This is a genomic window from Thermomicrobium sp. (genome assembly GCF_053493975.1).
Map to the genome: position 1 here is coordinate 1 of NZ_JBRBZA010000034.1, position 12,637 is coordinate 12,637.

At 63.3% G+C, this 12,637-nt stretch carries 10 protein-coding genes; 8 read left to right on the forward strand and 2 right to left on the reverse strand.

The genetic code is table 11. The features are described from left to right. Positions 1-303 (reverse strand): alcohol dehydrogenase catalytic domain-containing protein (locus ACWIVK_RS06400; protein ID WP_448575774.1); only part of this gene is annotated, 303 nt, incomplete at its 3' end. 320 nt (positions 304-623) lie between these two features. Between ACWIVK_RS06400 and ACWIVK_RS06405 the strand changes: the two genes are divergently transcribed. The 8 genes from ACWIVK_RS06405 (at position 624) to ACWIVK_RS06440 (ending at position 11,547) form a co-directional block, all read left to right on the forward strand. Beyond that, positions 624-1,100 carry a hypothetical protein gene (locus tag ACWIVK_RS06405; RefSeq protein WP_448575776.1) on the forward strand — a complete coding sequence of 159 codons (477 nt, stop codon included), beginning with the start codon at positions 624-626 and terminating at the stop codon, positions 1,098-1,100. Between the two features lie 39 nt (positions 1,101-1,139). Beyond that, complete coding sequence (locus ACWIVK_RS06410) at positions 1,140-2,504, forward strand: cytochrome c oxidase assembly protein (protein ID WP_448575777.1); 1,365 nt, start codon at positions 1,140-1,142, stop codon at positions 2,502-2,504. A gap of 333 nt (positions 2,505-2,837) precedes the next feature. Further along, on the forward strand, positions 2,838-6,221 hold the full coding sequence (locus ACWIVK_RS06415) for a DEAD/DEAH box helicase (RefSeq protein ID WP_448575779.1): 3,384 nt from the start codon (positions 2,838-2,840) through the stop codon (positions 6,219-6,221). Then, positions 6,205-6,828 carry a hypothetical protein gene (locus ACWIVK_RS06420; protein ID WP_448575780.1) on the forward strand — a complete coding sequence of 208 codons (624 nt, stop codon included), beginning with the start codon at positions 6,205-6,207 and terminating at the stop codon, positions 6,826-6,828. Before ACWIVK_RS06415 ends, ACWIVK_RS06420 begins: the two co-directional genes overlap by 17 nt. 337 nt (positions 6,829-7,165) lie before the next feature. After that, the gene (locus ACWIVK_RS06425) at positions 7,166-7,321 is read left to right on the forward strand and encodes a hypothetical protein (protein WP_012642573.1); all 156 of its coding nucleotides are present in this window, start codon (positions 7,166-7,168) and stop codon (positions 7,319-7,321) included. Between the two features lie 25 nt (positions 7,322-7,346). Then, a complete protein-coding gene (locus tag ACWIVK_RS06430; RefSeq protein WP_448575781.1) occupies positions 7,347-7,898 on the forward strand; it encodes a cytochrome C oxidase subunit II in 552 nt (183 codons plus the stop codon). A gap of 9 nt (positions 7,899-7,907) precedes the next feature. After that, on the forward strand, positions 7,908-9,638 hold the full coding sequence (locus tag ACWIVK_RS06435) for a cbb3-type cytochrome c oxidase subunit I (RefSeq protein WP_448575783.1): 1,731 nt from the start codon (positions 7,908-7,910) through the stop codon (positions 9,636-9,638). A gap of 97 nt (positions 9,639-9,735) precedes the next feature. Further along, on the forward strand, positions 9,736-11,547 hold the full coding sequence (locus tag ACWIVK_RS06440; RefSeq protein ID WP_448575785.1) for a heme o synthase: 1,812 nt from the start codon (positions 9,736-9,738) through the stop codon (positions 11,545-11,547). 115 nt (positions 11,548-11,662) lie between these two features. On the opposite strand, the gene ACWIVK_RS06445 is transcribed toward ACWIVK_RS06440, so the two are convergent. Further along, positions 11,663-12,637, reverse strand: a 975-nt coding sequence (locus tag ACWIVK_RS06445; protein WP_448575786.1) for a dimethylarginine dimethylaminohydrolase family protein, incomplete at its 5' end; no start/stop codon positions are given.

Genomic DNA, 12,637 nt, shown 5'->3' on the forward strand with positions numbered 1-12,637 from the left:
CAGCCCGCTCAGGCACCAGCGACACGTGCCGCAGGCGGGGATGTAACAGAGCACGACATGGTCACCCGGCTGGACCTCGCTGACGCCGGGACCGACCTTTTCCACGATGCCAGCACCTTCGTGCCCGACGACCATGGGAAAGCGAACGGGGGCAGCGCCAGTCGCGAAGTGCCAATCGGAATGGCACAGTCCCGTGGCGACCAGCTTGACCAGCACTTCTCCCTCTTTCGGCTCGTCGACCTCGATCTCCTCGATGGAGAACGCTCGGGTCGGGCCGTACAAGACCGCTGCGCGAGACTTCATCGAGCACTACCTCCTTTGCGATTTAGGGATGAATCTCAGCTGATTGCGTAGATGATACCAAACGCTGACGCGGTGAGCAAGGCTGCCCAACATTCCAGGTGTGTGCGGAGAGCGCGAGAATGTGCCGTGGTGGGGGATTCGTGGACGGGCGTCGTGCGGAACGAGGCTGTGACTGCAGTGATCCTCGGCGACGATCGGACGCTGGAGGTGGAGGGCTAGACATGGCGGGGACGAGGTAATGACGCTCTTGCTGGGGTACACCGCTTTCCGCTATCGTAGACGGAGATCGGGTTGGGGGAAGCGGAGACGGAGGAGCCGGCATGGCCGATCGGGATGTTGTCGAGGCGCTGATTGCCACGTACCGCGAGCTCAACCAGCGGTTTCGGCCCCTCCTGGCGGCGATGAACGCCGATGCAGGGGCGGTCGAGGACCCTACGAGCCCGCTCGGGATCCTCTATCGTCTCCGCAATCGCGAGCTGAATGCTTCGCAAGCGATCAAGGAGATGTTGCGGGGTGGTGAGCGAACGATCGTCGACGACGAAGCGGAACCGCTGGTCACGCTCCAGCAAACGGCACTCGGTCTCGTCCCGATCGTCTTGCTCAGCCAATTCGGGACAGCCCGAGAAGCGACACTCGCCATGGTCCGCGATCTCCCGGACAGTGTGTGGCAGCAGGAGTTCGAGACGCCGCGCGGTCGCATGACCTTGCGGGCGTACCTCGAAACGCTGATCGCGCGTGACCGCGAGGCGATCCGTGCATTGGAACAGCGCCTCGGGCAACCGGCACCGAAGAGCTGAGCTGTATCTCGAGGGCGCGGTGCCGGGTAGGAGGTCGGTATGCCCGCACCGTTTTTGCCGGTTCTCCACACGTCGATGGCGCCGACCGATCTCCTGCGGGCATGGCATCTCGATCCGTTTCTGACCGCTCTTCTCGTCTCAGCTGCCGCTGCTTATCTGGTCGCCTGGTACGCTGCTCCACGGCATGGTCGCAGGCGGGTCTCTCGCTGGCGAGCCCTCGCGTATCTGGCTGGGCTTGAGGTGATCGCGGTGGCGCTCATGGGGCCGCCCGATCACGGCAACGGCGTCCGTTTCAGCGTCCACATGGTGCAGCATACGCTCCTCATGCTCGTCGCCCCACCGCTGCTGGTAGTGGGACAGCCGGTCCGGGTGATCCTGCGTGGTCTTCCCGCTGGTTCTCTGCGCTGGTTCGCTCAGCAGCACCAGGTACGATGGATACTCGCTGTGTCGACCCAGCCAGCTGTGGTGTTCCTCGCGGCCACGGTTCCCTTCGCGCTGTGGCATTATCCGTCGCTGTACGAGGCAGCTGTGCGCGATCCGCTGGTGCACGAACTCGAGCATCTGACCTTCTTCCTCGGATCGCTGCTCTTTTGGGTAATGCTCGCGGAAGCACTCCCTGGTCACTGCAGGCTGCGTGCGACGACGAAGATTCTCCTCACGTTCGCGGTCTGGATGGCGACCGATCTGGTCTGTGCCACGGTGACGCTGGCGCCGCGTCCTCTCTACCGGGTTTACGAGGAAACGGCGACCCTGTGGGGCTTCGATGCCCTAGCCGACCAGCGGTTGGGAGGAGCGATCATGTGGGTCGCTGGCGGCGGACTCTACGCGGCGGTGCTCGTGGGGCTTCTCGTCCGCTCGACGCGGCCAGAGCGGAGAACCGCGCGACCGACTCGGGGCGCGCGAGTTCCGGAGCGCTTGCTGTTCCCGCTGGCTGCGCTGGGGCTCGCTCTCGTGCCGCTGGCTTTCCTCGAGTACGGTGTAGTGGTATCCGAGTTCGGTGCGCCTGCGGCGATGGGCGACCGATTCCAAGAAGATCCTTCGGTCTTCGAACGGCGCGTCTCCACGTTCGTGACGACGTATCAGGTCGGTGAGTACGAGGGTGTACCCATCGTGGCCCCACCGCCGGGGGCGGAGGTCTATCTGGTCGGGCGAGTTGACGGTTGGTATCCAGTTTTGGAGCTGCGACGAGGAGTTCAGTATCGCTTGCTCGTCTCCGCGAGCGATGTTCCTCACGCTTTGTCCGTTGACCTCGGTGCAGAGCGGTTGACCGTTCGTGTCGTCCCCGGTGATGTGGCGGTCGTGCCCCTGCGGCCAGAGCGCGCTGGGACGTACGAGATCCGCTGTACTGAACTCTGCGGACCGTCGTTCCGCGAGATGAGGGGACGGATCGTCGTCACCGAGTGAGCGAAGACGCTGCCGATGCGCGCCGCACCACGCTTCGGCGCATCGGTCGCCTTCGCCGCTCTGCCCATTGCCTGCTGGAACGCTCAGGAGCGGCGGAGCGGACACGTCGATACCTGAACGCCTTTCCCTCAACCGCGAACAGGGGCGACAGGGCGAGGTGGTCGATCGTCCGACCGGGAGCTTCGACCCCCTTTTCGATATCGTACTTTCGACCGACAATCACGAGTGAATGCTCGGTCGTTCTGCTGTGGTGCAGGGTCGAGAGAGGTCGATGCGGTGACGCTGCCGGAGGTTCGCACGTCCGTCGAGGCTCGAACCTGGTTTTGGTGGTTCGTGAGGTCACTTTGTGGGGAGGGGACCCTCGGATCGACCGAGCGCAATGTCCTCGGCGTCTTGCCGGTACCAGTACGAAGCGCTCTGCTTCGCGCAGTGCAGGCGATCGATCCCGGTGCACTCGAGTCACTCGACGTGCGCCGCGAAGAGCTGCACGCGGAGGATGGGAACTACGTGTGGGTGCATTCTTGGCGATTCGCCGGCGGAGATGAGTCGGCGGTGTTGCGCCGGACGGCCAGGCGGCCGTCGGTCGCACTCGACCTCGTCGCGTCCTTTCTCGCGGAATTTCGATTGTGGCAACGCGCTTTCTCGTCCCTGCTTCGAGTTGCGACAGAACAGGGTGTCCGTCAGCTGCGGGTGGGAGTCACTGGGGCGAGTCTTCCGGTCGTCGAGTTAGCCGTCGCGGACGCGCTCGCCACGGTCGAGCGGGGAAGCGAATTCTTTGGAATCCCGTTAGCATTGCCGGACATCGAGTTGCTGTGTGCTTCCCCACGCCATGTGGAACTCGCCCCGTTCGTCTCGCGGGCGTATCGCGAGCATGAGGGAACGGTGTTCGTCGATCTCCCGCGCACGCCGTTGGCGTGCCGGGTCGTGGACCGGCTCCCTGGCCGGGGAATCGCATTCCTCGATGGCCGGCAAGCGGACTCGCGCGAGATTTTGGGGGACAGCTGGCCGTCGGCAGAGCAGTCGTTGCGGCTCGCGGCGCTGCAGCGGCGCCCCGTCGGCCTCCGGCGAGACGTGTTGGATTTCTTTGCGCGGCGGTTCTTTCGGATTCCACAACTGAAAGAACAGCAGGTGACCCTGATCCAGCGGACGCTGCGCGGTGAGTCGAGTCTGGGTGTTCTCCCGACCGGGTTCGGAAAGTCGCTCGTCTTCCAGCTTTCGGCGCTCCTGCTGCCGAGTGCGACGCTGGTCATCTCGCCGCTGCGGTCGCTGATGCGGGATCAACTGCTCAACCTCGAACAGAACGGCGTGGTGACGGCGGTCGCCATCACCGGGAACGATAGCGAAAGCGAGAAGCGCGCGAAGCTCGAAGGCCTGCGCACCGGACGGTATCGACTCGTGTATGTCGCACCGGAGCGTCTCCAGATCGCTGGATTCCTCCAGGAACTGCGCGCGGTCGGCGCGGACCACCCGATCGGTTTGCTCGTCGTGGACGAAGCCCATTGCGTTTCGGAGTGGGGACACGACTTCCGGCCGGCGTATCTGCGCATTCCGCAGTTGCGTCGAGAGCTCGAGGAGGTCGCTGGCCGGACGATCCCGATCGTCGGATTGACCGCGACAGCCTCGCGTCTGGTGCGAGCCGACATATTGGCCACGCTGGAACTCAGCGAAGCGGACGTCGTGCAAGAAACGACCAGCGATCGGCCGAATTTGAGCTACTCGGCTCACACGCCGGCTGCGTTGGGGGCGAGCGAAAAGGAACACGCGCTCGTTCGGCTATTAGGAGAACGGCTGCCGCGGACGCTCCGCTTCACGCCCAACAGGCTGTACTTCAGCGCGAGTCCGCACAAGGAGACCGGGATCGTCTTCTGCATCTATGCCAATCCGCATGGGAAGACGACGCTCCGCGAAGGAGTCCATTGGGTCGCGTCAGTAGTCGCGGAGCACGTGTTCAGCGGGCAACGCCAGATTCCGGTGCATGCGAGCACGCCGCCGACTCGCTGTCCGCACTGTCGCTCACCCCTGTGGCGCAACGGTAACCCGCACGAGTGTCTGGAATGTGGACGGAAGTTCGAAAAACCGGTCGGTTCTTTCGGGTGGGACGAGGAGGTGGCTCGTACCCAGGACGAGTTCCAGCGGAACGAGCATCCATTGCTCGTGGCGACCAAGGGGTTCGGCATGGGGATCGATAAGCCGAACATCCGCTATGTCGTCCACTACAACCTGGCGAGTGGTCTCGAAGCGTACTATCAGGAGGTGGGCCGGGCCGGGAGAGATGGCGAGCATGCTCATGCGGCGCTGCTCTACCGGCCACCCCATCCGGACTGCCGACCGCAGATCGCGGCGGCCCTCGGGGAACCACCCTGCGTCGTCGATCGGCAAGCGTACCGGTTCTATCGCTGCCCCTTCGGTTTGGCGACACTGTGTGATTATGGTTTGCAAGCCCGTTTCATCCGCGCCAATTACCCAGGGGTGATGGAAGATACCGCGGAGACGCTCCAGCACTGGAGACTCGTCCGCGAGGGGCGGCCCATCGTCGTCCGGACGAGTCAAGACGACGAGGTGCTGACGCGAGTGCAACTGGCGCTCTATCGCCTTCGACTGCTCGGATTGGTGCAGGACTTCACGTTGACCTATCGGCGACTGACCGAGGTCCAGATCGATGTCGAGCCTGTCCGCGACTGGCGGACGCAAGACGTGCTCGAGGGTTTACGGAGGTATTTGCAGCGGACGAGTGTTGTCCTGGAGCAGTTGTCACATGGGTCGTCCGGCTCGGGAGCGGTATCGGACCTCGGTGTCGCTTTCGAGGGTCTCGTGCACCAGTCGACGAGTCTCAACAGAGAAGAGCTCGTCCACCGTGCGGTGACGATTTTGTTGACCCGGATTTATCAAGTCGTTCCCCCGATGCGGTATCAGATGCTCTTGAACGAACTCGACTATGCGACTAGCCAAGAGCGTGGTGAGTGCCGGCGTTTGGTGTTGCTCGCGCGCTTCGACACCACGCCGCCACCCGATACCTACCGTTGCGGATTCTGTGACGTCTGTGTGCCGGATCTGGTTTTCCCACCCGGCAAGCGTGCTGAGCTTCCAATGGTGGATGTGGGTCTCGAAGAGTTAGCGCGACGTCTCCCGGAACTGCTGGAACGGTACGATGGCGAACGACTCCGGGCATTCGTCGAAGCGGTCGAGCGGCGCGGCGGAGTGGCAGGGATGCTCGCGCGGGTGACCACGCGGTTGGAACAAGAAGCGACCAATGTGGCGGCACTGTATCTGGCCGGCGCCTTGGCTCGCCGGCGTCCTGGCCGGGAGCGGGAGGCGTGGGGCTATCTCGAGCGCGGGATCGCCGAGGCGATCAGGCAAGGTCTGTCGCGGGAGGCCCTTCTCGAGTTCGCCCAGGAGGCTGCCGAGCTGGATGCTTCGCAGACTCTCGTGCTCTTGGCCGGAACAGGGGGGCCTTTCGATTCGTTGGAGGGTCGGCAGGAGCTGCTGGAGTACGCAGTGACAGCGCTCGGTGAGGAGGCGTTCCAGACGCGGCTCTTGTTGGCGCTCCTGGCCAGCGAACGCTTCCTGCAACAGAGCGAGGCGATACTCCGACCACTGGAGCGAGCACTCAGCTGCCTCGCCACGACGGTGACCTTCTTGGAAGGCCTCAGGGAGCGGATGGAACAGCGCCTCTCCGTTGTCGTCACGGAGGACGGTGAGCATGAGCGAGATCCCTGATTCCTTTCTCCAGCTCCGGCGACTCGAGCAGCAGCTGGCGAGCGCGCAGCAGGCAGCCAATACGGTCGAGTCGCTCGTCGGCGATTTCACCGAGTTGGGTGAACGACTCGCCGAGGTCGTGTCCCTCTATGAGAAATCGCTGACGCTCCTGCACCAGCACGAACAGCAGTTTTCCTGCCTGCTCGAAGAAGCCAGGGAGAAGCTCGCGACGTTCGAGCGAGACGGTGCTCGACTCGTGGCACAGGCGCAGCGAACAGTGTCGCGACTCGAGCAGGAACACGAGGAACGCTGGCGGATGGCACGCGCGCTCTCCGAGGAGCTCGTGGCTCGTTTCCAGGGCCTCGAACAGAACTGGCAGGAACTCGTTCGCCATTACAGCGAGTCGCTCGGCAGCGTCAAAGCCGATATCGCCCAGCTCCGCGACTCTCTCACGACACTGGAGGGCCGGGTCGGGCAACTCGAGACGGTGGATGAGCGGCTGGTTACCCGGCTGGAGCGGGCCGAGCGCAGACTGCGCGGCGCGCTGCTCATGGCAGGAGCAGGTCTCGGCCTCGGCGCGATCGGCATCGTGATCGGTTGTTTGGCGATCGTGGCGTTGCTCGGTTGAGCAGCAGCAGGAAAGAAACGAGTCTCCTCTGATGCGTCCAGTGTGCTGGTTGGCCCATGCCCGACCAGCATGATCCCACTCGGCAGGGAACCGGGACGGCCGTGCGGTGCTGCGCTATGCGAGCAGTTCTCACTTCCCGGAGGAACAAAAAGATCGTGGGCGGTATTCTCTCGATGGATGTGGTCCGATGAGAGTGATCATTCGATACCAAAACTACACGGTTTGAAAACATGACTTGTTACAAGTTTGTAACAACCAGTGCTCAGGATGTGCTTGACCGACTCTTGTCTCGCCCGGTACGATGTTCGTAGAGATGCGACAAAGCGGAGGGGCGAGTATGGAGCAGCGGGAGCGACCGGAGCGCATACCCTGGCCGCAAGTCCTGTTGGACGACATCTTCCTCTTGCTCATGGCTGGCCTGGTAGTCCCTACCCTCTTTTATCTGATCTGGGGGCTGATCGATCTCGGTTTCATCCCGCTTTTCGGCCGCTGAGCGACACCTGGTCAGGAGGTGGGAGATGGCGAGTCGGGTCAGCGCGCTGGCCAAGCCGCGTGGGGTTTGGTGGGAACGGTTAGGACCCGATGAGCGGCTCTGGGTCTGGCTGGTGGTCATCTGGGGCATCGCGATGTTCGTGATGATCGCGTTCGTCTGGCCGCTCGTGGGGCAGGAGCAGAACCGGCTCAGCTCGTATCGCGTCGATCCGGCAGCTTTTGCGGCGGAGGCGGAGGCTTTCATCGAGCGGTATCAAGTCGGCCAGCTGGATGGGGTACCGGTGGTCGCTCCACCCCCGGGGGGTGACGTCTACTTGGATGCTCGTGCCTTTGCTTGGCAGCCGGTCATTCAGCTGCAGCGCGGGCAGACGTATCGTTTCCTCATTAGCTCGCGCGATGTCCAGCATGGCTTTTCGCTGGTGATGCCGCCGCACAGCATCAATGTCCAGGTGCTACCCGGTTACGTGACTGTACTGACCTTGACCCCGGAGAAGGCCGGGGAGTTCCCGCTCATCTGCAACGAGTATTGCGGGTTGGGCCACCACCTGATGATCGGCCGGATCGTGGTCAAGGAGTGAGGTGCAGCGATGACCGCGGCGACAGCGATGCGGCGATGCGAGATCACGGGGCTCTCGGTCGATCGCTCGGCTGAGCGGTTGATCATGTCGAATGCGGTCACCTCAGTCGTCTACCTCGCCAGCGGAGGTCTTCTCGCGCTGCTCGTGACGTTGACACGTTGGCAGGCGGTCCATCTCCTTGGGGCACAGCGGTATTACGAGTTCGTCTCGACCCATGGCATGGTGATGCTGATCTTCTGGATCCTGTTCTTCGAGGTCGCTGGACTGATTTTCGCGAGTACCGTGCTCCTGAGTGCGCGGATGGTCATCCCCTGGCTCAGCTGGGTTGCTTACGGGTTGATGCTCGTCGGGTCGGTGGTGGCTACCGTGCTCATGCTGAGCGGGAAGGCGACGGTGATGTTCACGGCCTATCCGCCGTTGCGTGCCGAGACGCACTGGTATTACGCTGCCGTACTCGTGTTCGCGGTGGGAGCGATTCTGGCCGTGCTGCATTTCTTCGTGAACACCATCGCTGCTCGCCTGCGGGGTGAGGTGGGAAGCTTGCCCCTCTTTACGTTTGCCTTGATGGGAGCGGCGATCATCGCCCTTTGGTCGCTCGTTTCGGGGGCATTGGCGCTGTTTCCGGTCTGGCTTTGGGCGCTCGGCGTGCTCCCGGAAGTCGATCCTGGTATTTATCGCTTGCTGTTCTGGGGGCTAGGGCACGGGGCGCAACAGGTCAATCTGGCTGCTATGGTCGGTGTCTGGTATGGCTTGGCCAGCTTAACCACGGGGGCTCGACCGCTGAACGAGGGATTGAGCCGGATCGCGATCGTGCTCTATGTGCTGTTCATCAACATGGGTGCGATGCACCACTTACTGGTCGATCCAGGGTTAGGAACCTGGGTCAAGAATGTCAATGCGAGCTACTTCATGTACGCTGCCGTGATGGGGAGCCTCATCCATGCGTTCAGCATCCCAGCGTCGATGGAATTGGCGCTGCGGGAGCGGGGATTCCGCCGTGGTTTGTTCCAGTGGCTGCGTCGAGCACCTTGGGGTGAGCCAGGCTTCGCCGCGTTGGTGGTGAGCATGGTGCTTTTCGGCCTGCTCGGTGGTATCAGCGGAGTGATCATCGGTGGACCGCAAGTCAACATGATTTCGCACAACACGTTGCTGGTTCCAGCACACTTCCACATGACAGTAGTGGCAGGCACGACAACCGCCTTCATGGGGATTTCTTACTATCTCGTGCCGCTCATCTTCCAGCGACAGCTCTTGTTCCGACGGGTCGCCCAGTGGCAGCCGTACGTCTTTGGCCTCGGCATGCTCATCCTCGGTCTCGGTTTGGGATTGGCGGGCCATTGGGGTGTTCCACGCCGTCACTGGGACATTACCTTCTCGACTGCGCCGGTGCTCGGCATGAACCTGCAGGAACTCCGGCCTGAGATCGCGGCATTCCTCGCGATGGTGGGGATCGGTGGCGTTATCGCCGTTGTCGGCGGAGCGATGTTCGTCCTGGTCGCGGTGGCGACCGTCTTCGTTGGTCAGCGGACACCGCGTCCTGCCGTGGGACGCATCATTCCGGAGGCCTTCAGCCCGTATCCAGCCATCGCCGGTGGTGCTGGTGAGCCAGCGACGATGACCCATCGGGGCTTCGAGGTGCCGGGAACACTGGTCATCTCGGTTGCGTTCTTGATTCTGTTCATTTTCCTGTACGGGTTCTCCTGGTTCGAGTTGAGCCGAGTACCGTGGAAGATCGGATAAACGCTGACAGCGCGATCGCTCGTCTTCCGGTAAGCTACCGGTGGTAGACTCGCTACTGGCGAGTCGTGTCGGGAACCGACTCTAGTGCGGGGGCACCATGCGCGAGATGGGAGAGGAGCGTCAGAGCATCCGTTGGCTGGCGCTGGCTGTCGCGCTCGCTGGCTATCTTCTGATCGTGATCGGCGGAACCGTTCGCGTGACCGGAGCAGGTTTGGGGTGTGGCCCGGAGTGGCCGCTCTGTAACGGGCGTCTCGTACCCGGCTGGGATCTCTTAGCCTGGATCGAATACGTTCACCGGCTGATCGCGCTGGCTGTCATCCTCCTCACCGTGGCGGTCGTCGTGGCGGGTTGGCGCACCCGCTCGCCGGATCGATGGATGGTGCGGTTGCCGCTCATCGCTGTCGGGCTGGTGCTCGTTCAAGCCATGCTGGGCGCGATCACCGTCTGGACGCACCTGGAGGCAGCAGTGGTTGCGCTCCATCTGGGAGTGGCGTTGAGTTATCTCGGGGTCGCTCTCGTCTTCGCCTTCCGGACATGGTTTCCGGCCCTCGCCCGAGCGGCCGTGCGCTCTCCCTTGCGCCCCTGGCTCGGGGCGGCACTTGGAGCGGTTTTCCTTCTCATGCTCAGTGGAGCCTATACCGCAAAGCGCGGTGCGGGGTTCGCCTGTCCGGAGTGGCCGTTCTGTGGAGGATTCTGGATTGCGACCGGATGGACCAATGTCGACGTTCACCTCACGCACCGATCGATTGCGCTCGTTGCGGTCGTGCTGGTGGCTGGGGTCGCCTGGAAGGCGCGGCAAGTGCGCGGTGAGGCACCATGGGTCGTCGGGCTGGTCACGGCAGCAGCGGTGCTCATGGTCGCTCAGGTCTTCGTCGGGGCAGCCAATATCTGGTTCCGCCTGCACCCAGCAGTGAGCGTGGCGCATCTCGCCGTTGCGACGATCGTGTGGGTGCTGCTCGTGCTGGCTGTTCTGGCTGACCGCGCGTTCGCCAGTGCTGCCGACCAGCAGGACCGAGTCGCGGTACGGGGAGCGATCCGGCGCCCGCTCGGCCAAGTGCTGCGCGACTATTTCGTGCTCACCAAGCCAGGTGTGATGGTCTTGTTGCTCGTCACCACCTTGTGCGCGATGCTCGTGGCGGCGCAGGGAGTGCCGTCATTGTGGACGCTGTTCTGGACGCTCGTCGGTGGAGCGCTCGCTTCCGGTGGAGCAGGGGCGATCAATCACTATGTGGATCGGGACATCGATGCGATCATGACGCGCACGCGCCGGCGACCGTTGCCGGCTGGGCGATTGGCCCCGGAATATGCGCTGCTCTTCGGTGTCGTCTTGAGCGTTCTGGCAGTCTATGTTCTGACCGCGTTCGTCAATCCGGTCGCAGCCGTGCTCTCGTTGTCCGGCAACCTGTTCTACGTCTTCGTGTATACGCTTTGGCTCAAGCGCAGTACGCCACAGAACATCGTGATCGGGGGAGCGGCGGGAGCGGTACCACCGCTGGTCGGCTGGGCAGCGGTGACGGGCCAAGTCAGTGTGCCAGCTCTCCTGATGTTTCTCTTGGTCTTCGCCTGGACGCCACCGCACTTCTGGGCGCTGGCGCTGTACAAGCGCGGCGATTATGCTGCAGCGGGGGTGCCGATGCTGCCGACGGTGCGCGGGGAGGAGGAGACGCGCCGGCAGATCCTGGCCTATACAGTGGCCATGGTGCTGGCGAGTTTGCTCTTTTACCCGCTCGGTGTACTGGGCGTTCCGTACCTCGTAGCAGCGATGGTACTCGGTGCCCGTTTTCTCTGGCTGGTGGCGCGACTCTATCGTGAGCGGAGCGATCGGCTGGCTAAGCGCGTCTTCCTCTACTCCATGCAGTATCTCGGCTTGCTCTTTGCCGCGATGGTGATCGACGCGGTCGTCTTCTGACTGGGCGGCCAGCTTTGCACGCGATCTCCAGCAACAGGCTCGCTGGCGGTCGCGCGGTGTTCCGGCGTCGAGATCGATGGGGTGGTCGTCTGGTGCCGCTTGCCCTCGAAAGGTCTCACGGATCGCGGATCAGGGGCAGCGTAGAACAGTGGATGCCACCCCCGTTTTTGAAGATCTCGTCATACGGGATTTCGACCGTCTCGATGCCTGCTGCCTCGAGTCGGTCGCGTGTGCGAGGGCAGCCTGCCGGCATGATCACCCGGGCCGGTCGGACGGCGAGGCAATTGACAGCCTGTGGCTCGGTCGGCCAGACGTGGATGGGCTGGATGTCGAGTTCGCGGAGCAAATCGAGGAACCAGTAGGGAAGACGCGTCAGGTTGATGAGCGCTTTGTCGTAATCGACCATCACGCAGGCACCATCGAGGTGGAGCGCATAGCCTGGGAGAGGAACCCGGACCAGGCGCACGCCTTGCTCGGCGAGGACGGCCTCCAATTGCCGAACTCCGGCCTCGTTTTGCCGATAGGACATCCCGACCGCGACCGTCGAGTCATTCAGCCAGCAGACCGATCCTCCTTCCAGGAGTCCCGTCCCATGGATGGTGTGTAGGATCGGCATGCCGAGTTCGGCGAGGAGACGGGTGATGAACGCTTCCTCGCCGCGGCGGCCAGCCTGGGGATGGCGCCCGACGAGGCCGAGACGGCAGACGACGGCACCCCCTTTGACGGCGACCGCCATATCGCGCGTGAAGACGGCATGAGGGTCGCGAGGTGGGCAGTCGACGAAAACGACGTCGACGCCCTCGGCCCGCAGAGCGGTCACCAGCGCGTCGTGCTCGGCTTGCATGCGGGTGAGGTCAGGTGGGTTCCTGTCCCGCCAGTACCACTGGTTCTCCTCGTCGATGTAAGCGCCGATGGTCGGGTCGTAGTGCCCCTCTGGCTGGACGGTGAGCATCTCGTCCCCGGGACGGTGCATGACACAGAGCCGGAGACGTCCGACGTCGTTCTCGACTCCCCAGCGGCGTCCCCACACTCGTTCCTGCATCTCGAGTGCTTCGAAAGCGGGCTCAGCTTTCGGGACCATCCGCTCCAG

Coding starts and splice junctions, on each gene's coding strand:
- ACWIVK_RS06405 (WP_448575776.1), top strand. CDS start 624: ATGGCCGATCGGGATGTTGTCGAGGCGCTGATTGCCACGTACCGCGAG.
- ACWIVK_RS06440 (WP_448575785.1), top strand. CDS start 9,736: ATGCGCGAGATGGGAGAGGAGCGTCAGAGCATCCGTTGGCTGGCGCTG.
- ACWIVK_RS06435 (WP_448575783.1), top strand. CDS start 7,908: ATGACCGCGGCGACAGCGATGCGGCGATGCGAGATCACGGGGCTCTCG.
- ACWIVK_RS06420 (WP_448575780.1), top strand. CDS start 6,205: ATGAGCGAGATCCCTGATTCCTTTCTCCAGCTCCGGCGACTCGAGCAG.
- ACWIVK_RS06425 (WP_012642573.1), top strand. CDS start 7,166: ATGGAGCAGCGGGAGCGACCGGAGCGCATACCCTGGCCGCAAGTCCTG.
- ACWIVK_RS06430 (WP_448575781.1), top strand. CDS start 7,347: ATGGCGAGTCGGGTCAGCGCGCTGGCCAAGCCGCGTGGGGTTTGGTGG.
- ACWIVK_RS06410 (WP_448575777.1), top strand. CDS start 1,140: ATGCCCGCACCGTTTTTGCCGGTTCTCCACACGTCGATGGCGCCGACC.